Origin of the sequence: Nioella ostreopsis (assembly GCF_004000255.1) — a bacterium.
Taxonomy (GTDB): Bacteria; Pseudomonadota; Alphaproteobacteria; order Rhodobacterales; family Rhodobacteraceae; genus Nioella; species Nioella ostreopsis.
Window position 1 is genome coordinate 13,006 of the sequence record NZ_RCIQ01000019.1, and the last position, 22,476, is coordinate 35,481.

Here is a 22,476-nt window from a genome sequence, read left to right on the forward strand (position 1 = left end):
TTGCGTAGTGACAGGTGGTAAGGTCCTTGGGGGCGCTGCCCCCGTCGCCTTTCGGCGACTCCCCCGAGGTATTTGGGCCAAGCTGAAAGGGGGTTAATTGTTTATTGCTGTGGGGTATGATCGTTAACCCTTTGAAAGTAATAAAGTTATTGACTTACCGAACGGTCCCGTGTACACCTTGTGACATGCTGGAAGAAGTGGGCAAGCGGCCCCGGGGGTGACCTCGGAGGTCGCTTTTTCATTTCTGCTCGTGCGGGTTCATTTTTGAAAGCACGGGGATTTTCTTATGACCGATCAATTGAACGAAGATCAATCGCCGTTCCAGGAGATGCTGGACGGTGCATTGGAGGCATTTGCCACGGCGCGTCAGGTTCTGAGAGGGACGCTGAAACGTCTGAAGGCCGAGGAACCGGTCGACGCCTCGGAGGTGTCCAAGCATGTCCGGGAGATGAACAACGCACTCATCTTTGCGATGGGTCTGGAAGGGAAGGCACGCGATGCGACAGGACAGCGGACGGGAGAGATCGGGGCAGGGCAGCTCGACCTCGATGCGGCCCGGACTGAGATCGGGCTCCGCCTCGCTTGCCTGCGTGCCGCAGGAGGCGGTGGAGCGCTTCCTGACGGGTCTGAGTGACAACGCGCTGGCGGCACTGCCCTGGCTCTTCGAGTTCTGGGCATTGCCGCATCAGATGCCGCCGGAGAGCCTGTGGCGGGCCTGGGTGGTGCTGGGCGGGCGCGGCGCGGGCAAGACGCGGGCCGGGTCCGAATGGGTGAGGTCGATGGTCGAGGGGACGACGCCGCTGGCCCCCGGCCGCGCCCGGCGTGTTGCGCTGGTGGGCGAGACCTATGACCAGGCGCTGGCGGTGATGGTGAAGGGGGAGAGCGGGCTTTTGGCCTGTTCCCCCCCGGACCGGCGGCCGCGCTGGGTGGCAGGGGAACGGATGCTGGTCTGGCCAAATGGCGCGGAAGCGCGGCTTTACTCGGCGCATGATCCGGAGGCTTTGCGAGGCCCGCAGTTTGACGCGGCCTGGGCCGATGAGCTGGCGAAATGGCCGCGCGCGGAAGAGACCTGGGACATGCTGCAATTCGGGTTGCGGCTGGGGGAGCATCCGCAGGTCTGCGTGACCACGACGCCGCGCAATGTGGGGGTGCTGAAGGATCTGTTGGCGCGGGACAGCACGGGAGTAACCCACGCGCCGACCGAGGCGAACCGGGCGTTTCTGGCGGACTCGTTTCTGGAGGAGGTGCGGGCGCGCTATGGCGAGACGCGGCTTGGCCGACAGGAGCTGGATGGCGAGCTGATCGAGGAGGCGGACGGGGCGCTCTGGACGCAGGCGATGCTGGATGTCGCTCGGGCGGATGTGGTGCCGGAGCGTATGCGGATCACGGTGGCGGTCGATCCGCCGGTGACGGGGCATTCGGGATCGGACGCCTGCGGGATCGTCGTGGTTGGCGTGGTGCAGGACGGGCCGCCGCGGGATTGGCATGGCGTCGTCATCGAGGATTGCTCGGTTCAGGGCGTGTCCGCCTCTGGCTGGGCGGAGGCGGCGGTGGCGGCCTATCATAGGCACGGGGCCGACCGGATGGTGGCCGAGGTCAATCAGGGCGGCGATCTGGTGCTGGATGCGGTTCGGATGGTCGATCCCTTGATCAATGTGCACTCGGTCCATGCCTCTCGTGGCAAGGTCGCGCGGGCGGAGCCGGTGGCGGCGCTTTATGAACAGGGGCGGGTCGCGCATCTGCCGGGGTTGGCAGCGCTGGAGGACCAGATGTGCCGCATGACCATCACCGGGTTCGAGGGGCGCGGCAGCCCCGACCGGGTGGATGCGCTGGTCTGGGCGCTGACCGACGGGATGATCCTGCCCGCGCGCAGGGCGTTGGCGAAGCCGGGGATCCGGCAGATCTGAATTTGTGACGCAAGGGGCGTTCATCCGCCCTTTTTGAGAGCGTTTTCGCGGGCTTCGCGGGGGCGCTCTTTTGACATGGACCAAGGAGACAAGCGGATGGTGTTGGATTTCTTGCGGAGATCGCAGCCGGAGGTGCCGGAGGCCAAGGCCTCGGCCACGGGGCGGGTGGTGGCCTGGGCGGGCGCGGGGCGCGTTGCCTGGAGCCCGCGCGATACGGTGTCGCTGATGAAAACGGGCTTCTCGGGTAACCCGGTGGGGTTTCGGTCGGTCAAGCTGATCGCGGAGGCGGCGGCGGCGCTGCCGGTGATCTGCCAGGACGTGGAACGCCGCTATGAGGTGCATCCGCTGCTGTCGCTGCTGGCGCGGCCCAATGGGGCACAGGGGCGGGGCGAGTTCCTGGAGGCGCTGTTCGCGCAGCTTCTGCTGTCGGGCAATGGCTATGTGGAGGCGGTGAGCCCCGATGGCGGCATGCCGGGGGAGTTGCATGTGCTGCGGTCGGACCGGATGAGCCTGGTGCCGGGGGCCGATGGCTGGCCGGTGGCCTATGAGTATGCCGTGGGGACCAGGAAACATCGGTTCCATGTGCAGGGGGCGAGCCCCATTTGCCATGTGCGGCTGTTCCATCCGCAGGATGACCACTACGGGCTCAGCCCCATGCAGGCGGCGGCGAATGCTCTGGACGTGCATAACAGCGCCTCGCGCTGGTCGAAGGCGCTGCTGGACAATGCGGCGCGGCCTTCGGGGGCGATTGTCTATCGCGGGGCGGACGGGGCCGGGACCATGACCGCCGAGCAGTTCGAGCGGTTGCAGGCGGAGATGGAGAGCCACCATCAGGGGGCGCGCAATGCCGGGCGGCCGATGCTGCTTGAGGGCGGTCTCGACTGGAAGCCAATGGGGTTCAGCCCGTCTGACATGGAGTTCCAGAAGACCAAGGACGCCGCCGCGCGGGACATCGCGCTGGCCTTTGGGGTGCCGCCGATGCTGCTGGGCATCCCCGGTGATGCGACCTACGCCAATTATGCCGAGGCGAACCGGGCGTTCTATCGCCTGACGGTGCTGCCGCTGGCCTCCAAGGTGCTGGCGTCGCTGGCGCATTGGCTGGCGGGCTATTCCGGCGAAGTGGTGGAGCTGCGCCCCGATCTCGACCAGGTGCCGGCGCTGGCCACGGAACGCGACGCGCAGTGGCGGCGGGTGGCGGAGGCAGAGTTCCTGACGCCCGCAGAAAAGCGCGCCATGCTGGGGCTGCCGCGGCTGGCGGAGGATGAATGAGCGACCGGGGGACGGGAGGCGGGTCGCGCTTTCTCTATGCCCCCTTCGACGCGGCCAATGCCCGTATCGAGGCCAATGAACGCGTGGCCGAGGAACGCTGGCAGGCGCTGGAATACCGGCTGAACGCGATTGAGACGGCGCTGGAACGGGTCGAGAGACGGCTGTGGCTGGCGGTGTTTGGCGTGGTCAGCGTGGTGCTGGCGCAGGCGATCAACGAGATCATTCAGATGAGCTCTGGTGGATAGGAGACGGAAATGTATGGATTTTCCCCAAGCGGACTGGAAGTGAAATTCTGCCGCTTCGACGAGGCGCTGACGGTTAGCGACGGTCATGTGATCGAGGGCTATGCGAGCCTGTTCGGGGCCTGCGATCAGGGCGGCGATGTGGTTCAGAAAGGCGCTTATTCCCGCAGTCTGAAGGGGCTGTCGGATCAGGGCCGCCGGGTGAAGATGCTGTGGCAGCACGATCCGGCGCAACCTATCGGCGTCTGGGATGAGCTGCGCGAGGACGGCAAGGGGCTTTGGGTCAAGGGGCGCATCCTCGATGCCGTGGAAAAGGGGCGCGAGGCGGCGGCGCTGATCGGAGCGGGCGCGATAGACGGGCTGTCCATTGGCTACCGCACGTTGCGCGCGACCAAGGATGACAGGGGCCAGCGGCTTCTGAACGAGGTGGAGCTTTGGGAAGTGTCGCTGGTGACTTTCCCGATGCTGCCGCAGGCGCGGGTGGGATCCCAGAAGGCCGACGAGGCCAAGGGCGACTTCCTGCATGAACTGGCGACGGTGTTCCAGGACGCCCGCCGCAAACTGGCGGCGCGTTAAGGCCCCGCATTTCTCTCAACAATCAGGACGATGTGATGACCGAGACCGAGACCAAGTCTTCGGGCGGCTCCGCTGTGCCCAATGCACCGGATGCCACCACAGAAGTGAAATCAGCGCTGGCAGGGTTTCTGAACGAATTCAGTCAGTTTCAGGACGACATGACCACGAAGCTTCAAAAACAGGAAGAGCGTATTTCCATGCTGAACACCAAGACCATGACCCATCTGCGCCCCGCGCTTTCCGCCGCCACTGAGGACGGCGCCCCTCACAAGAAGGCCATCGGAGCCTATCTGCGCACCGGCGATGATGACGGGTTGCGCGGGCTAGAGCTGGAGGGCAAGGCGCTCAACACCGCTGTGAATGCCGAGGGTGGCTATCTGGTCGACCCGCAGACTGCCGAGATGATCCAGGGTGTGCTGCGCGGGGCCTCGTCGCTGCGGGCGGTGGCCAATGTGGTGAATGTCGAGGCCACCTCGTTCGACGTGCTGGTCGACCATACCGATGTGGGGGCCGGCTGGGCTACGGAAACCGCGTCGACCACGGAAACCGACACCCCGCAGATCGAGCGCATTTCGATCCCGCTGCACGAGCTGTCGGCGCTGCCCAAGGCGTCTCAGCGGCTGCTGGACGATACCGCGTTCGATATCGAGGGTTGGCTGGCGGGCCGGATCGCCGACAAGTTCGCCCGCGCCGAGGCGTCGGCGTTCGTTTCGGGGGATGGGGTGGACAAGCCCACGGGCTTCCTGACCCACACGACCGTGGATGATGCAAGCTGGAGCTGGGGCAACCTGGGCTATGTCATCACCGGCACGGCGGGCGATTTCGCGGCGGTGAACCCGGCCGATGCGATTGTCGATCTGGTCTACGCGCTGGGGGCGCGCTACCGCGCCAATGCGTCTTTCGTGATGAATTCGAAGACCGCAGGCGCTGTGCGCAAGATGAAGGATGCCGATGGCCGCTTCCTGTGGTCGGACGGTCTGGCTGCTGGCGAACCCGCGCGGCTGATGGGCTATCCGGTGCTGATCGCCGAGGACATGCCTGATATCGCCACCGATGCCATGGCGATTGCCTTTGGCGATTTCGGCGCGGGCTACACCATCGCGGAACGCCCGGATCTGCGGGTGCTGCGCGACCCGTTCAGCGCCAAGCCGCATGTGCTGTTCTACGCCACCAAGCGCGTGGGCGGCGACGTGAGCGACTTTGCCGCAATCAAACTGCTGAAATTCGGCACCTCCTGATCCCTCGTCAGAGGCACGAGACCCCGTCCCGGTTCCTCGGGGCGGGCGGCATGGGCGGGCCTTTGCGGCCTCCAGCCAAATTGACCTCCGCCCGAGCGGTGCGGGGCCCGGCCATGCCACCCCTAGAGAGGCAGTCCTTTGCGGAGAAAAAACAACATGATGATGGTCGAAATGTCTTCGGTGTCCAGTGCCCTTCTGCCGATAACCGAGCTGACCGATCACCTGCGCCTGTCCTCCGGCTTTGCCGATGACGGCAGCCAGGACGCGCAGCTGGAAAGCTGTCTGCGGGCGGCGCTGGCCGCGATCGAGGCGCGGATTGGCAAGGCGCTCTACCGGCGCGGGTTCAGCTGGCATCTGAGCCACTGGCAATCGGTCACGGCGCAGGTGCTGCCGGTGGCCCCGGTTTCGTCTGTCGACACGGTCAAGCTGGTGTCGCGGGCGGGGGCCGAAACGGTGCTGGACCCGGGCAGCTATAGCTTGCGCGTCGACAGCCACCGTCCGGCCATCGAGGCCGTGAGCAGCCTGCCGAACCCGTCATCTGGCGGGTCCATCGAGATCGAGTTCACGGCAGGCTATGGGCTGGACTGGCACGGCATCCCCGCAGATCTGCGCCAGGCGGTGCTGCTGCAGGCGGCTGAACTGTATGAGGCGCAAGGCACCGGCGAGGCAGGCATGGCCTGCGGCGTGGCGGTGCTGATCGAGCCCTATCGCTCGGTCCGCATGCGGGGGCTGAGCGGATGAACGGGCATCCGAAACTGACGCGCCGCCTGTTGCTGGAAGGGCCGGTTCGGGTCGCCGACGGGGCGGGGGGCTTTACCGAAAGCTGGTCGCCGCACGGCACGGTCTGGGCCGAGGTGTTGCCGCGCACGGGGCGCGACGCGGCGGGGCTGTCGCGGGTGGGCTACAAGATCACCCTCCGCTCGGCCCCGCAGGGCGCGCCGTCGCGGCCTAAACCGTCGCAACGGTTCCGGGACGGGGCGCGGATCTTCACCATCGACGCAGTGACCGAGAGCGCCCCGGACGGGCGCTTTCTGATCTGCTTCGCCACCGAGGAGGAGGGCACATGAGCTATGGCATGACGGCGGCGCTGCAAACGGCGGTCTACGGGCGGCTGAGCGGCGATGCGGCGCTTGCGGGGATCGTCGGAAGCAATGTGTTCGACGCGCTGCCCCAGGGGCCGCTGCCGCCGCTTTACGTGACCATCGGGCCCGAAAAGGTGCGCGACCGGTCCGACGGCAGTTTCGGCGGCGCGCTGCATGATTTTAGCGTGACCGTGACCAGCAGCGCCGCTGGCTATCACCAGGCGAAACAGGCGGCCTCTGCCGTGTCGGACGCACTGCTGAATGGCGGGCTGAGCCTGGCGCGCGGGCGTGTGGGCCGGGTGCAATTCCATCGCGCCCAGGCCGGGCGCAGTGGCGCGGACCGGCGGATCGAGATGTGGTTCCGGGCCCGGCTGGATGAGGATGACAGCTGATAATCAACATCAGCTTTCACGTGTAATATGCAGATTTAACTGGAGAATGACATGGCAGCGCAAAACGGCAAGGATCTTCTGCTGAAGGTCGATCTGGATGGCAACGGGTCGTTCCAGACCATGGCGGGGCTACGCGCCTCGCGGCTGAGCTTCAATGCAGAAACGGTGGATGTGACCAGCCTGGAGTCGACGGGCGGATGGCGCGAATTGCTGGGCGGCGCCGGGGTGAAAACGGCGGCGATCAGCGGATCGGGCATCTTCCGCGACGAAACCACGGATGAACGCGCCCGGCAGATCTTTTTCGACGGCGAAGTGCCCGATTTTCAGGTGATCATCCCTGATTTTGGCACCGTGGAGGGGCCGTTCCAGATCACCTCGATCGAATATGCGGGCACCCATGATGGCGAGGCGACCTATGAGGTCTCGCTGGCCTCAGCCGGTGCGCTCACCTTCACCGCTGCGCTCTGATCATGGCGAACCCCTACGCGGGCGAGGTGGCGCTGGTGCTGGACGGTGACCGACGCGTGCTGAAGCTGACGCTTGGCGCATTGGCGGAGCTGGAGAGCTGGTTGCAGGCCGATAGCCTGCCTGCGCTGGTCGAACGGTTTGAGGCCGGCGGCTTCACCGCGCGCGATGTGCTGGCACTGGTCTGCGCGGGGTTGCGGGGGGGCGGCTGGCAGGGCGAGCCCGCGGATCTGGCCAAGGCCGAGATCGACGGCGGGCCGCTGGAAGCCGCGCGCGTGGCGGCGCAGCTGCTGGCGCTGTCCTTCCGGCCGCCCCAATGAGCAGCGACCCCCGCCCGTTCGACTGGCCCGGCCTGATGCGGGCCGGGATGCAGGGGCTTGGTCTGACGCCGGGCGAGTTCTGGGCGCTGACCCCTGCGGAGCTGCTTTTGATGCTGGGTGAGACCGGCGGCGCGGCACCGATGGGACGGGCGGGGCTGGAGGCCCTGGCCGCCCGTTTCCCCGACCACAAGGACACATCCGATGGATGAGGAACTGAACGATTTCGACGCGGAACTGTCGGCGCTGGAGGCCACTTTGGGATCCACTAGCCAGATGGTGGCGACGTTTCATGCCGAACTGCGGACGATGCAGGACTCGATGCTTTACACGGGCCGCGAGGTGCAGGGCCTCAGCCGGTCCCTCGGCGGCGGGCTGCGGCGCGCGTTTGACGGGGTGATCTTCGACGGCATGCGCCTGTCGGACGCTCTGCGGACGGTGGCGCAAAGCATGGTGGACGCGGCCTATAACACCGCGATCCGGCCGGTGCAGAACGCGCTTGGCGGGGCATTGGCCAACGGGGTGAATTCGCTGGTGTCAGCGGTGTTGCCGTTTGAGCGGGGCGGCGCGTTTTCGGGTGGCCGCGTGACGCCCTTTGCCCGTGGCGGCGTGGTCAGTGGCGCGACGCCTTTTGCCATGCGGGGCGGTACCGGGTTGATGGGCGAGGCCGGGCCGGAGGCCATCATGCCTTTGACGCGTGGCGCGGACGGGCGGCTTGGCGTGCAGGCGCAGGGCGGCGGGCGTCCGATCAACGTGACGATGAATATCTCGACGCCGGATGTGCAGGGGTTCCAACGCTCGAAAAGCCAGATCGCGGCGCAGATGAGCCAAGCTCTCGCGCGTGGTCAACGCAACAGGAAAAGGGGGCAAGGGTATGAATTTTCACGAAATTCGCTTTCCGGCCAATCTGAGCTTCGGTTCGGTCGGCGGGCCGGAACGGCGCACGGAAGTGGTGCAGCTGGCCAACGGTTTCGAGGAACGCAACACGCCCTGGGCCCATTCCCGGCGGCGCTATGATGCGGGGGTGGGCATGCGCTCGCTTGACGATATCGAGACGCTGATTGCCTTTTTCGAGGCCCGTCGCGGGCAGTTGCACGGGTTCCGCTGGAAGGACTGGTCGGACTACAAAAGTTGCGCGCCCTCGAAAGAGCCGGGCTTTCGCGATTGCGTGATCGGGACCGGGGATGGCGAGACAAAGGCGTTCCAGCTGGCAAAGCTCTATCGGTCAGGCGAGGAGAGCTATGCCCGCCCGATTACCAAACCCGTTGCTGACACAGTTCGCGCGGGCGTCGATGCGGCCGAACTGGTGCAGGGTGTGCATTTCGAGGTCGATACGGTCACCGGGATGATCACCTTCGAGGATGCGCCCGATCTGGGGGTTGAGGTGAGCGCCGGGTTCGAATTTGACGTGCCGGTGCGGTTTGACACGGACAGCATCCAGACCTCGGTGGCCAGCTTTCAGGCGGGCGACGCCCCTGCGGTGCCGGTGGTGGAGATCCGGGTATGAGCGGGGCGGAGCAATTTGCCGCGCATCTGGCCGGAGGCGTGACCGAGGTGGCGCGATGCTGGCGGGTGATCCGTCGGGACGGGCAGCGCTTCGGGTTCACGGACCATGATTGTACGCTCGTCTTCGACGGGACCACCTTCAAGGCCGATACCGGGCTGACGGCCTCTGCTCTCAGCCAGTCAACGGGGCTATCTGTCGACAACACAGAGGCCGTCGGCGCGCTGTCCGATGCGTCGATCACCGAGGCCGATATCGAGGCGGGGCGCTTCGACGGGGCCGAGGTGGAGGCCTGGTTGGTCAATTGGCGCGCGCCGGAGAACCGGGTTCTGCAGTTCCGGGGCAGCTTTGGCGAACTGGAACGGCAGGCGGGCGGGTTCCAGGTAGAATTGCGCGGGCTCGCGGAGGCGATGAACCGGCGTATGGGCCGGGTCTATCAGCGCGGCTGTTCGGCGGTGCTGGGGGACGGGGCCTGCCGGTTCGATCTGGCGACGCCGGGCTATGCGTATGATGGCGCTGCGGATCGGGTCTCTGACGGGCGATTCCTGGAGTTCGACGGGCTCGACAGCTTTGAGCCGCGTTGGTTCGAGCGTGGGCGGTTGCGGGTGCTGTCTGGGGCGGCTGAGGGGCTCGTGGCGGTGATCAAGAATGACCGGTTCTCGGATGGCATCCGCAAGGTGGAACTGTGGGAGGCGCTGCGGGCGGATCTGCTGCCGGGCGACCTGCTGCGGCTGGAGGCGGGCTGTGACAAGCGGATGGAGACCTGTCGGCTCAAATTCTCCAACCTGCTGAACTTTCAGGGATTTCCTGACATTCCGGGCGATGACTGGGTGATGGCCTATCCGGGGCGCGGGACGGCCAGCATGGATGGGGGCAGCCTGCGATGAGCGTGGTCGTTCAGGCCGCGCGGGGCTGGATCGGCACGCCTTACCTGCACCAGTGCTCGACCCGTGGGGCGGGGTGCGATTGCCTCGGGCTTCTGCGTGGCGTCTGGCGCGAGGTGATCGGGGCGGAGCCGGAAGCGATCCCCGCCTATACGCAGGACTGGTCCGAGCCGCAGGGCGAGGAACGGCTGTGGCGCGCGGCGCTGCGTCATCTGACACCGAAACCGCTGGCCGAGGTGGCCCCGGGCGACGTGCTGCTGTTCCGCATGCGGGCAGGCGCGGTCGCCAAGCATCTGGGGGTGCAAGCCCGGACTGGGCCGGAGGCCAGCTTTGTCCATGCCTATAGCGGGCATGGCGTCGTGGAAAGCGCGCTGACGCCGCCGTGGGAGCGGCGGATCGTGGCGCGGTTCGCATTTCCCGAAAGGAACTGAACACAATGGCAACCATCCTTCTTTCTGCCGCCGGTGCCGCGCTTGGTGGCTTGAGCTCGGGCACCTTCCTGGGGCTGACCGGCGCCGTGATCGGGCGGGCCGTCGGGGCGACCGTGGGCCGGGTCATCGACCAGCGGCTCCTGGGGGCCGGGTCCGAGGTGATCGAGCAGGGGCGGCTGGACCGGTTTCGCCTGTCGGGTGCCTCGGAAGGGGCGTCAGTTGCGCGGCTTTACGGGCAGATGCGCCTTGGCGGGCAGGTGATCTGGGCCACGCGGTTCAAGGAGCATGTGACGGTGACGGGGGGCGGTGGCAAAGGCGCACCGCCAACCCCGAGGACCGCAAGCTATTCCTACAGCGTCAGCCTGGCTGTGGCGCTTTGCGAGGGCGAGATTTCGCGGGTCGGGCGGGTCTGGGCCGATGGCTCGGAACTGGCGCGGACGGACCTGACGATGCGCGTCTATCGCGGCACCGATGACCAGATGCCGGACCCGAAGATGGAGGCGGTCGAGGGCGCGGGGCAGGTGCCTGCCTATCGCGGGATCGCCTATGTGGTGATCGAGGATCTGGATCTTTCCCCCTATGGCAACCGCCTGCCGCAGTTGAGTTTCGAGGTGTTCCGCCCGGCGCGGCCTGAGCATCTGGACAGCCCCCCGCAACCCTCGGAAGCCATCCGTGCGGTGGCGATGATGCCGGGCACGGGGGAATATGCGCTGGCGACGACGCCCGTCAGCCTCGCGCAGGGTTTCGGCCGGTCGGAAAGCGCCAATGTGAACACGGCGGCGGGCGTGGCGGATTTCGCGGTGTCGCTGGAGGCGCTGGAGGGTGAGCTGCCCAATTGCGGGGCCGTGTCGCTGATTGTCAGCTGGTTCGGGGATGACCTGCGTGCGGGACAGTGCAGTGTGAAACCGAAGGTGGAGCAGCAGCAGGCGGATGGGGCAGAGATGCCGTGGACCGTTGCCGGGCTGACGCGGGATGGTGCAGATCTGCTGGCGCAGGTGGAAGGCCGCGCGATCTATGGCGGGACGCCCACGGATCAGTCGGTGATCGAGGCCATCGAGGCGCTGAACGGGGCAGGGCAGGAGGTGATGTTCTACCCCTTCCTGCTGATGGAGATCCTTGCCGATAGCGGCAAGGCCGACCCGTGGGCCCTGACCGGCGATCAGCCGGCTTTGCCCTGGCGGGGACGGATCACCGGGGAGAAGGCGCCTGGCGTGGCGGGGTCTCCTGATGGAACCTCTGCTGCCGAGGCTGAGGTTTCGGCGTTTTTCGGTACGGCCAGTGCGTCGGATTTCAGCGTCTCGCCGGGGACAGTCAGCTATTCCGGCCCGGCAGAATGGAGCTATCGCCGCTTTATCCTGCATAACGCGGCGCTCTGCGCGGCGGCGGGCGGCGTGGAAAGCTTCTGCATCGGGTCCGAAATGCGCAGCCTGACCCAGTTGCGGGGGGAGAGCGGCTTTCCCGCTGTGGATGCGCTGATCGCGCTGGCTGCCGAAGTGCGGGCGTTGCTGCCCGATGCGAAGCTGTCCTACGCGGCGGATTGGTCTGAGTACTTTGGCTATCACCCCCAGGATGGGTCGGGGGACGTTTATTTCCACCTCGATCCGCTATGGGCGGATGCCAATATCGATTTCATCGGGATCGACAATTACATGCCGCTCTCCGATTGGCGCGACGGGCGGGACCATGCGGATATCGGCTGGCGGTCGATCTATGAGCTGGACTACCTGCGCGCCAATATCGAAGGCGGAGAAGGGTATGACTGGTACTACCCAAGCGAAGAGGCCCGCGCGGCGCAGTTGCGCGCGCCGATCACGGATGGGGCCTTCGGCGAGGATTGGGTGTTTCGCTACAAGGATCTGCGTGGGTGGTGGGAAAACCTGCACGTGCATCGGCGTCGAAGCTTTCGCTTTGATGCCCCGGATGCGGTGAATCCGCAAAGTTGGGAAGTCATCGGCGGATCAGCCACACCGGAGACCGGGATCGTGGAAGAGACCTTCGATCGTCCGATGCGCATGACGTCCGGTGGCGCGACCTGGCATAGGCTTCGGCGAGTTGTCGATCTGAAGGCTGCTCAGGTCTATGACGTGGAAGTAGTTTTCACCAAGGGCAGTTCAAGCGGCTTCCGCTGGTTCGTCTACTCTCAGGACGGGGCCTATCACTATGTTCAGGGCACCATCGGCAACTTGTACTTCGGAAATGGCGTGTTGGAACTCGAGCAAACCGAGATCGCGCCCGATACATGGCGACTGCGGTTCAGCTTTATTGTCGCGCAAGACACGCCGGGGGCACGGCCTTCGGTCGGGCCGTTCTCGGCGACGCCGGGCGACGATGTGATCCTTTGGGGCATGGCGGTGTTGCCGCGCGGGCTGAGTTCAACGGGGTGGATCCCCCGCTCCAAACCCATCCGATTTACCGAGATGGGCTGCGCGGCTGTGGACAAGGGGACGAACCAGCCCAACAAGTTTCTTGATCCGAAATCCTCGGAATCGGGCTTGCCCCATTTCTCGAACGGGCGGCGCGATGACCTTATCCAGATGCAGTATCTGCGGGCGATGACGAGCTATTGGCAGGACCCATCGCATAACCCGGTGTCCGAGATCTATGCCGGGCCGATGCTGGATATGGACCATGCCTATGTCTGGGCCTGGGACGCGCGGCCTTGGCCCGCCTTTCCCAATGCGCTGGAGGTCTGGTCCGACGGGGAAAATCACGCGCGCGGGCATTGGATTTCGGGCCGCATGGGGGCAGAGCCGCTTGCCGATGTGGTGGCCGCGATTTGTGAGGAGGCGGGGATCACCGACTATGATGTGTCGGAACTCTACGGCTTCGTGCGCGGGGCCATGTCGTCCGACGTGGAAAGCGGGCGGGCGCGATTGCAGCCCTTGATGCTGGCCTACGGATTCGAGGCGGTGGAGCGGGACGGTGTTCTGGTCTTCCGGTCCCGCACTGGACTGCCGGATGCACTGGTTGTCGAGGGCTTGATGGCGGTCGACGAGGATGGCGCCTCCGCGCCTCTGAGAACCCGTGCGCCGGAAGCCGACAGGGTGGGGCGCGTGCGCCTGACCCATGTGGAAGCGGCGGGCCAGTTCGAGGCGCGGGTTGCGGAAGCGGTGTTTCCCGATGATGGGGCCGACACGATCAGCGAAAGCGAGCTGCCGCTGGTGCTGACCGGAGCGGAGGGGCGCGGCATCACCGAACGCTGGCTGGCCGAGGCACGGGTGGCGCGCGATACGATCAGCTTCGCCCTGCCGCCATCGCGACGGGATCTGGGGGCGGGGTCTGTCTTCGAGATGGAAGATGGCTCCACCTGGCGGATCGACAAGCTGGAAGATGCCGGTGCGCGCAAGGTGGAGGCGGTGCGGTCGGAGGCGGAGATCTACGAGCCGTCGGACACGGTCGAGGAGGCGGTGAGTGCGGAGCCTTTCGTGCCCCCCCTGCCGGTGAGCCCGGTCTTCATGGACCTGCCGCTGCTGACCGGGGACGAGGTAGAGCACGCCCCGCATCTGGCGGTCGCGGCAGAGCCCTGGCCGGGGTCGGTGGCCGTCTATAGCTCGCCTTCGGACAGTGGTTATACGCTGAACACGCTGGTCGATGTGGTCTCGGCGGTTGGCGTCCTGGAAACGCCGCTCTTTCGCGCCACGCCGGGGCTTTGGGATCGGGGCCCGGTGATGCGGGTGAGGATGAGCACCGGAAGCCTCAGTTCCGCCAGTATGGAGGACGTGCTGAACGGCGCCAATGCCGCCGCCGTTGGGGATGGAAGTGGCGCGAACTGGGAAGTGATCCAGTTCGCCAATGCCACGCTGGTGGGGGAGGACCTGTGGGACATCTCGCTGCGCTTGCGCGGGCAGGCGGGGTCAGACGGGATCATGCCTGACGATTGGCCCATCGGGTCGCTCTTCGTGTTGCTTGATGGACGGCCGGGACAGATCGAGCTGCCTTTGTCTGCGCGCGGGTTGCAGCGGCACTACCGTGTCGGACCCGCTGGGCGGCCCTATGATCACCCGGTCTATGCCCATGAGGCGCTGGCCTTCGACGGGGTGGGGCTGCGCCCCTATGCCCCCGCGCATCTGAGGGCACCGAAGGTCGGGACGGACCGCCAGATCAGCTGGATTCGCCGCACGCGGATCGACGGCGACAGCTGGCAAGGCACCGAGGTGCCGCTGGGCGAGGATAGCGAGGCGTATCTGCTGCGCATCCGCGATGCGGGGGGTCTGAGACGGGAAGAGACGCTCAGCGCACCTGCCTTCACCTACACCGATGCCATGCAGGTCAGTGACTCCGTCACCCTGCCTTATACAATTGAAATCGCGCAGATTTCTGCGCGGTTCGGACCCGGGCCCTTTGCAAGGATCGAGATCAATGACTGACACGACAAACCTGACCCTGCCGCTGCTGGCCGCCAGCCAGGCGCAAAAACATGTGACCGTGAATGAGGCGCTGACGCGGCTCGATGGCGTGGTGCAGCTGCGCTTGCGGTCGCGCAGCCTGACCACACCGCCGGGCGCGGTGCTGGACGGCGAATGCTTTGGCGTGCCGCCCGGGGCGGTGAATGATTGGGCAGGCCATGAGGGCGAAATCGCGCAGTATACGGGCGGTGGCTGGGCCTTTTTTGCCCCGCAGCGGGGGTGGCGCGCTTTCGTGGACGATACAGGCAGTTGCGACCTGCATGACGGCAGCGACTGGCGGGCGGGCGGGTTGTCCCTGTCGCCGGGCGGAGGGGGACTTGCAGCGCGGAGCATTGAGGCCGACGTGGTGATCGGGGCGGGGTCTACCGTTGCTTCCGGCCTGCTGTTTCCGGCGCGGTCCATCGTTCTGGGCGTCACGGGCCGGGTGACGGATGCCATCAGTGGCGCGCTAACCGATTGGCGGCTGGGCGATGCGTCGTCGGATGACCGCTATGGCAACGGGCTGGGCAAAGCGTTGAATTCATGGATCAGTGGCCCGGCGAACCCTTTCGTTGTCTGGGCGGATACCGAGCTGATCCTGACCGGAAATGGCGGCGATTTCGCCGGGGGAACCGTGAAACTGGTGGCGCATTACCTGAGTTTCGCCATCCCTGACCCGGCATAACAAATCGTGATTATGCGTATCAGGGGTTTCAACTTGGACGAGAGGGGCTATCTGCGCTAGAAAGGGGAACGTGACCGCAGGAGGCCTCTCATGGCAAAGACCCGCACTCATCTGGCCGAGCTCGACCCGGTCTGGAGCCGCATCACCCGCGAAGCCGAAGAGGCCGTGCGCGACGAACCGCTTCTGGGCGGGCTTGTGCATGGCTGTATCCTGCACCACGCGACGCTTGAGGCGGCGCTCGCCTATCGGATGGCGCAGAAGCTGGCCTCTGGCGAAATGTCGGAACAGCTGATTCGTGAAATTGCGGATGAGGCCTATCGGTCCGACCCGTCACTTGGCGCGGCGGCGCGGGCCGATATCGTGGCGGTCTTCGACCGTGACCCGGCCTGCCATCGCTTCATCCAGCCGCTCCTGTTCTTCAAGGGATTCCAGGCGGTTGAGGCCTATCGTGTCGGCCACTGGCTGTGGCAACAAGGCCGCCGAGATCTGGCCTACATGATCCAGATGCGGATCAGCGAGATGTTTGGCGTCGATATCCACCCCGCCGCCAGGATCGGCAAGGGCATCATGATCGACCATGCCCATTCCATCGTGATCGGGGAAACCGCCGTGGTGGGCGACAATGTCTCGATGCTGCATTCGGTGACATTGGGCGGCACCGGCAAGGAAGAGGAAGACCGTCACCCCAAGATCGGCGACGGGGTTCTGATCGGCGCGGGGGCCAAGGTGCTTGGCAATATCAAGGTTGGCTGCTGTTCGCGGATCGCGGCGGGTTCCGTTGTGCTGCACGAGGTGCCGCCCGCGACCACCGTCGCCGGTGTGCCTGCCAAGATCGTGGGCGAGGCTGGCTGCGATCAGCCGTCCCTGTCCATGGACCAGATGGTTCAGGGCTGCGGGGGCAGCAAGGACTGACCCCGTCCGACACATGAGCTTCAACAAGGCCCGCGCCAGACAAGGCGCGGGCTTTTTTCTGTGTTCATCGTAAAAAAAGCCCGTGAAACCAAAGGCTTCACGGGCAGTCCAACAGGGAGGGAGGAAAATGGATCAAGAGGAAAGGACGCGTACCGGGGCGGGCTTGGGCTCTTTGCGCAGGGCAATGCCGCCAAGCGCCATCAGGATGTAAAAACCCTGGATCAAAGCCGCGCTGAGGTTGAAATCGGCCCAGAGGCTGATCATCACGCAGCTGGCGGCGGCGAGGACCATGACAAAGTATTCAGGGCGTTTGCTGTCGAGGCGGCCGGTGCTGAGGCAGAAGAAAGCCGACGCGTAGATCGCAAAGCCCAGAAGGCCGAAAGCGCGGCAGATGAACTGGGCATCGAGGGCGGTGAGGTCAAGGGAATGCATGATCTGTGTCTTACGCTATGGGCTGTTGAAAGTGGGTCGTGACGGGGTTGTGGATCGTTCAATAACTGTATGTGTAAAATAGACACTAAGTTGAGTCAATACCAAATCGTTCGATTTGTCCTTTGCCGCGATCCCGCTTAGGTTGAGGCCGACGCAACAGGGAAGGACAGGGCCATGACACGCCAGACCGAGGGGCGCGGGCGCCTCTATGACAGCATTCTCGACACCGTGGGGGATACGCCCTGCATCCGGATCAACCAGCTCGCGCCAGAGGGGGTGGAGCTTTACGTGAAGGTTGAGGCGTTCAACCCCGGCGGATCGGTCAAGGACCGGCTGGCGCTGAACATCATCGAGGCGGCTGAAGCCTCGGGCGCGCTGAAACCGGGCCAGACGGTGGTGGAGGCGACCTCCGGCAATACCGGCATCGGGCTCGCCATGGTCTGTGCCGCCAAGGGCTATCCGCTGGTGATCACCATGGTCGAAACCTTCTCGGTCGAACGCCGCCGCCTGATGCGCTTTCTGGGGGCCAAGGTTGTGCTGACGCCCAAGGAAGAAAAGGGCACCGGCATGTATAAGAAGGCCAAGGAGCTGGCCGAGGCCAATGGCTGGTTCTTCGCCCGTCAGTTCGAGACCGAGGCCAATGCCGATATCCATGAGGCGACGACCGCGCGCGAGATCATGGCCGATTTCGGCGGCAAAGGCCCCGATTACTTCGTGTCGGGCTATGGTACCGGCGGCACGGTGACCGGCGTGGCGCGCGTGCTGCGCCGCGAAAGCCCGGACACCAAGATCATCCTGACCGAACCCGTGAATGCGGCCCTTGTCGGCAGCGGCCATGCGCAGGCGCGGACGGCCTCCGGCGAGCCCGCCGAAAGCCACCCCGCCTTCAACCCGCACCCGATCCAGGGCTGGACCCCCGATTTCATCCCGCTGGTTCTGCAGGAGGCGCTGGACTCCAATGGCTATGACGAGTTGATCCCGGTCACAGGCCCCGATGGCATCGCCGCCTCCAAGGCGCTGGCAACGCAGGAAGGCATCTTCATCGGCATCTCCGGCGGGTCGAGCTTCGCCGTGGCGCTGGAAGTCGCGAAAACCGCCCCCAAGGGGTCCCGCATCCTGTGCATGCTGCCCGACACCGGAGAACGCTACCTTTCCACCCCGCTCTTCGAAGGCGTGGAAAGCGAGATGACGGAGGACGAGCTGGCCCTTATGCGGTCCACCCCCGGCTATCAGATGGGATGAGCCCTTCTTCTTGGCCGAAATACTCCCGCCGGAGGCATCCGACCTAGCCACCTGGCGCTGGCTTCGACTGGGCAGGACGAACCGTCCCACGTTCCCGTGGCAACGCGGCCCGACGACGGCCCCAAAGGGGCCCGAGGAGGGGCGCTCCCGGATCGACGCCGAAGGCGGCGAAATCCCCAAGAAAAAGGGCGACCCGGAGGCCGCCCTTTTCAATCCTGTGACCCAAAGCCTTACGCCAGCATGGTCAGCGGGTTTTCCAGGTTCTCAACGATCGCTTTCAGCAGTTCCGCGCCGAGCGCGCCGTCGATCACCCGGTGATCCACCGACATGGTCACTGACATCACGGTCGCCACGGTCAGTTCGCCATCCTCGCCCACAACCGGCTTCTTCACGCCCGTGCCCACGGCGAGGATCCCCGCATGCGGCGGGTTCACGATGGCGTCGAAATTGTCGATGCCGAACATGCCGAGGTTGGAGATCGCGAAGGTGCCGCCTTGATATTCACTCGGTGCCAGCTTGCGGTCGCGGGCGCGTTTGGCGAGGTCTTTCATCTCGGCCGACAGCGCCGAAAGCGACTTCATGTCGGCGTCTTTCAGGACCGGCGTGAAGAGCCCGCCCTCGATGGCGACCGCAACGGCCACGTCCGAAGGCTTCAACTGCAAGACCCGATCCCCGGCCCAGACCGCGTTGCAGGCGGGCACCTGTTGCAGGGCATTGGCCACGGCCTTGATGATGAAATCATTCACAGACAGTTTCACGCCGCGCGCTTCCAGCTGCTTGTTCAGCTGGCCGCGGAACTTGAGCAGCGCATCGAGCTTGATGTCGCGGCGCAGGTAGAAATGCGGGATCGTCTGCTTGGCCTCACTGAGCCGCGCGGCGATGGTCTTGCGCATGCCGTCGAGCTTGATTTCCTCGTACTCGCGACCCTCATACATCCGCGCCACCATATCGGCGGTCGGACCGGCTGGCGCGGCGGCAGCAGCCGGAGCGGCGGGCGCAACAGCGGCAGCCGGGGCGGCAGCAGCGGCGGCAGGCTTGGCCTCCGCAGCTTCCACATCGGCCTTGACGATGCGGCCATGCGGGCCGGAACCGGTGATCTGCTTGAGATCCAGACCCTTCTGGGCTGCGATCCGGCGGGCCAGGGGCGAGGCGAAGATGCGGGTGCCATCGCCCGACACCGGTGCGGCCGGGGCCGGGGCAGGAGCCGCCGCAGGTGCGGCCGCTTCGGATGCCTCGGCGGGTGCTTCGGCGGCTTCAGGCGCAGTGGCGGGGGCAGGGGCCGCACCGATGTCATCGGCGCTTTCGCCCTCGGCCAGCAGCATCGCAATGGGCGTGTTCACTTTCACGCCTTCGCTGCCCTCGGCAACCAGGATCTTGCCGATCACGCCTTCGTCGACGGCTTCGAATTCCATCGTCGCCTTGTCGGTCTCGATCTCGGCCAGAAGGTCGCCCGAGCTGACCTCGTCGCCTTCCTTCACCAGCCATTTGGCCAGCGTGCCTTCTTCCATCGTGGGCGAGAGGGCGGGCATCAGAATTTCGGTAGGCATCTCTCGCTCTCCTTACCTGTAGGTGACTTGTTTCACGGCGGCGATGACCTCGTCGGTCGTGACCAGCGCGTGTTTTTCGAGGTTGGCGGCATAGGGCATGGGCACGTCCTTGCCGGTGCAGTTGATCACCGGTGCGTCGAGATAATCGAACGCGTTTTCCATGATATAGGCCGACAGGTGGTTGCCGATGGAGGCCACCGGGAAGCCCTCTTCCACGGTCACGCAGCGGTTGGTCTTCTGGACCGAGGCGATCAGCGTGTCATAGTCCAGCGGACGCAGGGTGCGCAGGTCGATGACTTCGGCGGAAATGCCCTCTTCAGCCAGCTTGTCGGCGGCTTCCAAGGCATATTGCATCCCGATCCCGAAGCTGACGATGGTCACATCGGTGCCTTCGCGCCAGATCCGGGCCTTGCCGAACGGAACGGTGTAATCGTCCAGAACCGGAACGTCGAAGGACCGGCCATAGAGGATCTCGTTTTCCAAAAAGATCACCGGGTTGGGATCGCGGATCGCGGTTTTCATCAGGCCTTTGTAGTCGGACGCCGAATAAGGCATCACCACTTTCAGACCGGGGATCTGCGCGTACCAGGCGGCGTAATCCTGGCTGTGCTGTGCTCCAACGCGGGCAGCCGCGCCGTTGGGGCCCCGGAAGACCATGGGCGCACCCATCTGACCGCCGGACATATAGAGTGTCTTGGCCGCCGAGTTGATGATGTGGTCGATGGCCTGCATCGCGAAGTTGAAGGTCATGAATTCCACGATGGGCCTGAGACCGCCAAAGGCTGCGCCGGTGGCGATGCCGGCAAAGCCATGCTCGGTGATCGGCGTGTCGATGACCCGCTTGGGCCCGAATTCGTCCAGCATGCCCTGGCTGATCTTGTAGGCGCCCTGATATTCGGCAACCTCCTCGCCCATCAGGAAGACGTTTTCGTCGCGGCGCATTTCCTCGGCCATGCCGTCGCGCAATGCCTCACGGACGGTCTGGGTCTTCATCTCGGTGCCTTCCGGGTAGTCGGGTTCGAGATTGGCAGTGACCACGGGGGCGGCTGCGGGGGCAGCGGCTGGGGTGGGGGCAGGGGTCTCTTCGGCGGCGGATGCCGCTTCGGGTGCTGTGGCAGGCGCGGGTGCGGCAGAGGCGTCTTCGCCTTCTTCCAGCAGCACTGCGATGGCCGTATTGACCTTCACGCCTTCGGTGCCTTCCGCCACTAGGATCGGGCCCATTGTGCCCTCATCCACGGCCTCGAATTCCATCGTGGCCTTGTCGGTTTCGATCTCGGCGATGATCATGCCGGATTCGATGGTATCGCCTTCCTTGACCAGCCATTTGGCCAGCGTGCCTTCCTCCATGGTCGGCGACAGGGCGGGCATGAGAATTTCAGTTGCCATATCGTGTGTCCCCCTCGGATCAGGCGTTTGCTTGCGGAACTTCAGCCGCATAGATGTCGGTCCAAAGCTCCTCAAGCGCGGGCTCGGGGCTCTCTTTCGCAAATTCGGCGCTTTCGTTCACCACGGCCTTGATCTCCTTGTCGATGGCCTTGAGGTCATCTTCGGAGGCATGGCCGCCGGTCAGCAGCAGCTGGCGCACATGTTCGATGGCGTCGCGTTCCTCGCGCATTTTCTGCACTTCCTCGCGGGTCCGGTATTTTGCCGGGTCCGACATGGAGTGGCCGCGATAGCGGTAGGTTTTGACTTCGAGGATGTAAGGCCCCTCCCCGGCGCGGCAGTGGGCGACGGCCTTTTCGCCAGCGGCCTTCACGGCCAGCACGTCCATGCCGTCGACGGTTTCTCCGGGGATGCCGAAGGGGGCGCCACGGGTGTAGATATCGGCGGTAGAGGTCGACCGGTTCTGCGCGGTGCCCATGGCGTACTGGTTGTTTTCAATGACGAAAATTACCGGCAGCTTCCACAGCGAGGCCATGTTGAACGTCTCGTAGACCTGGCCCTGGTTGGCGGCACCATCGCCGAAATAGGTGAAGGTGACGTTGTCATTGCCCCGGTACTTGTCCGAGAAGGCAAGCCCTGCACCAAGCGGCACCTGGGCGCCGACGATGCCATGGCCGCCATAGAAATGCTTCTCTTTCGAGAACATGTGCATGGAGCCGCCTTTGCCCTTGGAATAGCCGCCTTCGCGGCCCGTCAGCTCGGCCATCACGCCCTTGGGGTCCATGCCACAGGCCAGCATATGGCCGTGATCGCGGTAGGATGTGATGCGCTTGTCGCCGTCCTTGGCAGCGGCCTCAAGCCCCACGACGACTGCTTCCTGACCGATATAAAGGTGGCAGAAGCCACCGATCAGTCCCATGCCGTAAAGCTGCCCGGCCTTTTCCTCGAATCTGCGGATCAGCAGCATATCGCGGTAGTATTCCAGCAGGTCTTCAGGCGAAACGTTTGGTTTTGCGGCAGATTTCGCTGTGCTCTTGCGCGCGGCCATGCCAGCCCCTCCTCTCGGTCAAAAGAATAGTTTAACGTTGAACTATTCTTTATCAGAGGAGGCGGAAAAAATCACCCATAGATTTTCCCCCGCGTCAGTTCGCGCGGGAAACCCCGGTATGCAGCAGGGTCATGGATGTGTTCAGGGCAGCACGACCTCATCGGGACGCATGTAGCCTAGCCGCTGACGGGCCTGCTGATCAAGTAGGTCGAGGTCAAGGTAATCATCGGACAGCCGATGCGTCAGCAGCACCATTTCGGCTGTTTCGGCGCGCAGAGCGTCCAGTTCGGCCTGATACACATCGCGCTCGGCCTCGATCTGAATGCGACGGAACAGCCCGTAATCCCCCTGCACGGCGGCAAAGGTGAAATAGGCCCCGATGAACAGGAGCCCCATGGGCAGGATCAGCCCGGAAAACGAGCGTTTCTTTTGCATTGCTCTGCCTTGCCTCTCGCTCCGCCCGTCATGTCGCGGGTGGTTGCGGGGGCAGAGTCGCATATCGCGGCGCAAAAGGGAATCCCCTGATTCGCCCTGA

General features: G+C 65.0%; 24 protein-coding genes and 1 pseudogene. 20 read left to right on the forward strand and 5 right to left on the reverse strand.

Annotation, left to right across the window (positions count from 1 at the left end; genetic code table 11):
- Nucleotides 1–286: 286 nt before the first annotated feature.
- The 19 genes and pseudogenes from EP237_RS17295 to cysE all read left to right on the forward strand — a co-directional run bounded on the left by EP237_RS17295 (nucleotide 287) and on the right by cysE (nucleotide 16,289).
- Nucleotides 287–634, forward strand: coding sequence for a hypothetical protein (locus EP237_RS17295; protein WP_127562154.1), 348 nt, complete (start codon nucleotides 287–289; stop codon nucleotides 632–634).
- On the forward strand, nucleotides 549–1,907 hold the full coding sequence (locus EP237_RS17300; RefSeq protein ID WP_206052318.1) for a DNA-packaging protein: 1,359 nt from the start codon (nucleotides 549–551) through the stop codon (nucleotides 1,905–1,907). Before EP237_RS17295 ends, EP237_RS17300 begins: the two co-directional genes overlap by 86 nt.
- A 96-nt stretch (nucleotides 1,908–2,003) precedes the next feature.
- Entirely contained in the window at nucleotides 2,004–3,176 is a 1,173-nt protein-coding gene (locus EP237_RS17305; RefSeq protein ID WP_127562156.1) for a phage portal protein, read from the forward strand.
- Nucleotides 3,173–3,421, forward strand: a complete 249-nt coding sequence (locus tag EP237_RS17310; RefSeq protein ID WP_127562157.1) for a GTA head formation protein, RCAP_rcc01685 family — start codon at nucleotides 3,173–3,175, stop codon at nucleotides 3,419–3,421. Before EP237_RS17305 ends, EP237_RS17310 begins: the two co-directional genes overlap by 4 nt.
- 9 nt (nucleotides 3,422–3,430) lie before the next feature.
- On the forward strand, nucleotides 3,431–3,994 hold the full coding sequence (locus EP237_RS17315; protein WP_127562158.1) for an HK97 family phage prohead protease: 564 nt from the start codon (nucleotides 3,431–3,433) through the stop codon (nucleotides 3,992–3,994).
- Between the two features lie 35 nt (nucleotides 3,995–4,029).
- Nucleotides 4,030–5,232, forward strand: coding sequence for a phage major capsid protein (locus tag EP237_RS17320; protein ID WP_127562159.1), 1,203 nt, complete (start codon nucleotides 4,030–4,032; stop codon nucleotides 5,230–5,232).
- Between the two features lie 156 nt (nucleotides 5,233–5,388).
- The gene (locus EP237_RS17325) at nucleotides 5,389–5,973 is read left to right on the forward strand and encodes a head-tail connector protein (protein ID WP_127562160.1); all 585 of its coding nucleotides are present in this window, start codon (nucleotides 5,389–5,391) and stop codon (nucleotides 5,971–5,973) included.
- Nucleotides 5,970–6,299 carry a head-tail adaptor protein gene (locus EP237_RS17330; protein WP_127562161.1) on the forward strand — a complete coding sequence of 110 codons (330 nt, stop codon included), beginning with the start codon at nucleotides 5,970–5,972 and terminating at the stop codon, nucleotides 6,297–6,299. The genes EP237_RS17325 and EP237_RS17330 overlap by 4 nt, the downstream gene beginning before the upstream one ends.
- Nucleotides 6,296–6,706, forward strand: a complete 411-nt coding sequence (locus EP237_RS17335) for a DUF3168 domain-containing protein (RefSeq protein WP_127562162.1) — start codon at nucleotides 6,296–6,298, stop codon at nucleotides 6,704–6,706. Before EP237_RS17330 ends, EP237_RS17335 begins: the two co-directional genes overlap by 4 nt.
- A gap of 51 nt (nucleotides 6,707–6,757) precedes the next feature.
- Nucleotides 6,758–7,174: a phage major tail protein, TP901-1 family gene (locus EP237_RS17340; protein WP_071691863.1), complete on the forward strand. Its 417-nt coding sequence runs from the start codon at nucleotides 6,758–6,760 to the stop codon at nucleotides 7,172–7,174.
- A gap of 2 nt (nucleotides 7,175–7,176) precedes the next feature.
- A complete protein-coding gene (locus EP237_RS17345; protein WP_127562163.1) occupies nucleotides 7,177–7,491 on the forward strand; it encodes a gene transfer agent family protein in 315 nt (104 codons plus the stop codon).
- Complete coding sequence (locus EP237_RS17350; RefSeq protein WP_127562164.1) at nucleotides 7,488–7,700, forward strand: rcc01693 family protein; 213 nt, start codon at nucleotides 7,488–7,490, stop codon at nucleotides 7,698–7,700. Before EP237_RS17345 ends, EP237_RS17350 begins: the two co-directional genes overlap by 4 nt.
- Nucleotides 7,693–8,343, forward strand: a pseudogene (locus tag EP237_RS17355) (phage tail tape measure protein); the annotation flags it as partial. The gene EP237_RS17350 and the pseudogene EP237_RS17355, both read left to right, overlap by 8 nt.
- Before the next feature lie 19 nt (nucleotides 8,344–8,362).
- Complete coding sequence (locus tag EP237_RS17360; RefSeq protein ID WP_127562165.1) at nucleotides 8,363–8,995, forward strand: DUF2460 domain-containing protein; 633 nt, start codon at nucleotides 8,363–8,365, stop codon at nucleotides 8,993–8,995.
- Nucleotides 8,992–9,879, forward strand: coding sequence for a DUF2163 domain-containing protein (locus EP237_RS17365; RefSeq protein ID WP_127562166.1), 888 nt, complete (start codon nucleotides 8,992–8,994; stop codon nucleotides 9,877–9,879). Before EP237_RS17360 ends, EP237_RS17365 begins: the two co-directional genes overlap by 4 nt.
- Nucleotides 9,876–10,307 carry an NlpC/P60 family protein gene (locus EP237_RS17370; protein WP_127562167.1) on the forward strand — a complete coding sequence of 144 codons (432 nt, stop codon included), beginning with the start codon at nucleotides 9,876–9,878 and terminating at the stop codon, nucleotides 10,305–10,307. The genes EP237_RS17365 and EP237_RS17370 overlap by 4 nt, the downstream gene beginning before the upstream one ends.
- A gap of 5 nt (nucleotides 10,308–10,312) precedes the next feature.
- Complete coding sequence (locus EP237_RS23565; RefSeq protein WP_240661679.1) at nucleotides 10,313–14,674, forward strand: baseplate multidomain protein megatron; 4,362 nt, start codon at nucleotides 10,313–10,315, stop codon at nucleotides 14,672–14,674.
- Nucleotides 14,667–15,377 (forward strand): DUF2793 domain-containing protein, encoded by a 711-nt coding sequence (locus tag EP237_RS17385; protein WP_164744751.1) that lies wholly within the window; start codon nucleotides 14,667–14,669, stop codon nucleotides 15,375–15,377. The genes EP237_RS23565 and EP237_RS17385 overlap by 8 nt, the downstream gene beginning before the upstream one ends.
- 90 nt (nucleotides 15,378–15,467) lie before the next feature.
- Nucleotides 15,468–16,289 (forward strand): serine O-acetyltransferase, encoded by an 822-nt coding sequence (gene cysE, locus EP237_RS17390; protein ID WP_127562169.1) that lies wholly within the window; start codon nucleotides 15,468–15,470, stop codon nucleotides 16,287–16,289.
- Nucleotides 16,290–16,421: 132 nt separating this feature from the next.
- Here cysE and EP237_RS17395 read toward each other — a convergent pair whose 3' ends face one another.
- The gene (locus tag EP237_RS17395; protein WP_127562170.1) at nucleotides 16,422–16,721 is read right to left on the reverse strand and encodes a CBU_0592 family membrane protein; all 300 of its coding nucleotides are present in this window, start codon (nucleotides 16,719–16,721) and stop codon (nucleotides 16,422–16,424) included.
- Between the two features lie 174 nt (nucleotides 16,722–16,895).
- On the opposite strand from EP237_RS17395, the gene EP237_RS17400 reads away from it, so the two are divergent.
- Nucleotides 16,896–17,963 (forward strand): PLP-dependent cysteine synthase family protein, encoded by a 1,068-nt coding sequence (locus tag EP237_RS17400; protein ID WP_127562171.1) that lies wholly within the window; start codon nucleotides 16,896–16,898, stop codon nucleotides 17,961–17,963.
- A 230-nt stretch (nucleotides 17,964–18,193) separates the two neighbouring features.
- Here the strand turns inward: EP237_RS17400 and EP237_RS17405 are convergent, their stop codons facing one another.
- From EP237_RS17405 to EP237_RS17420, 4 genes are all read right to left on the reverse strand, one after another.
- Complete coding sequence (locus EP237_RS17405) at nucleotides 18,194–19,510, reverse strand: pyruvate dehydrogenase complex dihydrolipoamide acetyltransferase (protein WP_127562172.1); 1,317 nt, start codon at nucleotides 19,508–19,510, stop codon at nucleotides 18,194–18,196.
- Nucleotides 19,511–19,522: 12 nt separating this feature from the next.
- Nucleotides 19,523–20,896, reverse strand: coding sequence for a pyruvate dehydrogenase complex E1 component subunit beta (locus EP237_RS17410; protein ID WP_127562173.1), 1,374 nt, complete (start codon nucleotides 20,894–20,896; stop codon nucleotides 19,523–19,525).
- A 19-nt stretch (nucleotides 20,897–20,915) separates the two neighbouring features.
- Nucleotides 20,916–21,941 carry a pyruvate dehydrogenase (acetyl-transferring) E1 component subunit alpha gene (pdhA, locus tag EP237_RS17415; protein WP_127562174.1) on the reverse strand — a complete coding sequence of 342 codons (1,026 nt, stop codon included), beginning with the start codon at nucleotides 21,939–21,941 and terminating at the stop codon, nucleotides 20,916–20,918.
- A gap of 141 nt (nucleotides 21,942–22,082) precedes the next feature.
- Entirely contained in the window at nucleotides 22,083–22,376 is a 294-nt protein-coding gene (locus EP237_RS17420; protein WP_127562175.1) for an FtsB family cell division protein, read from the reverse strand.
- Nucleotides 22,377–22,476 lie beyond the last annotated feature (100 nt).

Coding starts and splice junctions, on each gene's coding strand:
- EP237_RS17325 (WP_127562160.1), top strand. CDS start 5,389: ATGATGATGGTCGAAATGTCTTCGGTGTCCAGTGCCCTTCTGCCGATA.
- EP237_RS17410 (WP_127562173.1), bottom strand. CDS start 20,896: ATGGCAACTGAAATTCTCATGCCCGCCCTGTCGCCGACCATGGAGGAA.
- cysE (WP_127562169.1), top strand. CDS start 15,468: ATGGCAAAGACCCGCACTCATCTGGCCGAGCTCGACCCGGTCTGGAGC.
- EP237_RS23565 (WP_240661679.1), top strand. CDS start 10,313: ATGGCAACCATCCTTCTTTCTGCCGCCGGTGCCGCGCTTGGTGGCTTG.
- EP237_RS17370 (WP_127562167.1), top strand. CDS start 9,876: ATGAGCGTGGTCGTTCAGGCCGCGCGGGGCTGGATCGGCACGCCTTAC.
- EP237_RS17300 (WP_206052318.1), top strand. CDS start 549: ATGCGGCCCGGACTGAGATCGGGCTCCGCCTCGCTTGCCTGCGTGCCG.
- EP237_RS17305 (WP_127562156.1), top strand. CDS start 2,004: ATGGTGTTGGATTTCTTGCGGAGATCGCAGCCGGAGGTGCCGGAGGCC.
- EP237_RS17310 (WP_127562157.1), top strand. CDS start 3,173: ATGAGCGACCGGGGGACGGGAGGCGGGTCGCGCTTTCTCTATGCCCCC.
- EP237_RS17405 (WP_127562172.1), bottom strand. CDS start 19,510: ATGCCTACCGAAATTCTGATGCCCGCCCTCTCGCCCACGATGGAAGAA.
- EP237_RS17345 (WP_127562163.1), top strand. CDS start 7,177: ATGGCGAACCCCTACGCGGGCGAGGTGGCGCTGGTGCTGGACGGTGAC.
- pdhA (WP_127562174.1), bottom strand. CDS start 21,941: ATGGCCGCGCGCAAGAGCACAGCGAAATCTGCCGCAAAACCAAACGTT.
- EP237_RS17320 (WP_127562159.1), top strand. CDS start 4,030: ATGACCGAGACCGAGACCAAGTCTTCGGGCGGCTCCGCTGTGCCCAAT.
- EP237_RS17420 (WP_127562175.1), bottom strand. CDS start 22,376: ATGCAAAAGAAACGCTCGTTTTCCGGGCTGATCCTGCCCATGGGGCTC.
- EP237_RS17400 (WP_127562171.1), top strand. CDS start 16,896: ATGACACGCCAGACCGAGGGGCGCGGGCGCCTCTATGACAGCATTCTC.
- EP237_RS17330 (WP_127562161.1), top strand. CDS start 5,970: ATGAACGGGCATCCGAAACTGACGCGCCGCCTGTTGCTGGAAGGGCCG.
- EP237_RS17335 (WP_127562162.1), top strand. CDS start 6,296: ATGAGCTATGGCATGACGGCGGCGCTGCAAACGGCGGTCTACGGGCGG.
- EP237_RS17350 (WP_127562164.1), top strand. CDS start 7,488: ATGAGCAGCGACCCCCGCCCGTTCGACTGGCCCGGCCTGATGCGGGCC.
- EP237_RS17395 (WP_127562170.1), bottom strand. CDS start 16,721: ATGCATTCCCTTGACCTCACCGCCCTCGATGCCCAGTTCATCTGCCGC.
- EP237_RS17365 (WP_127562166.1), top strand. CDS start 8,992: ATGAGCGGGGCGGAGCAATTTGCCGCGCATCTGGCCGGAGGCGTGACC.
- EP237_RS17360 (WP_127562165.1), top strand. CDS start 8,363: ATGAATTTTCACGAAATTCGCTTTCCGGCCAATCTGAGCTTCGGTTCG.
- EP237_RS17295 (WP_127562154.1), top strand. CDS start 287: ATGACCGATCAATTGAACGAAGATCAATCGCCGTTCCAGGAGATGCTG.
- EP237_RS17315 (WP_127562158.1), top strand. CDS start 3,431: ATGTATGGATTTTCCCCAAGCGGACTGGAAGTGAAATTCTGCCGCTTC.
- EP237_RS17340 (WP_071691863.1), top strand. CDS start 6,758: ATGGCAGCGCAAAACGGCAAGGATCTTCTGCTGAAGGTCGATCTGGAT.
- EP237_RS17385 (WP_164744751.1), top strand. CDS start 14,667: ATGACTGACACGACAAACCTGACCCTGCCGCTGCTGGCCGCCAGCCAG.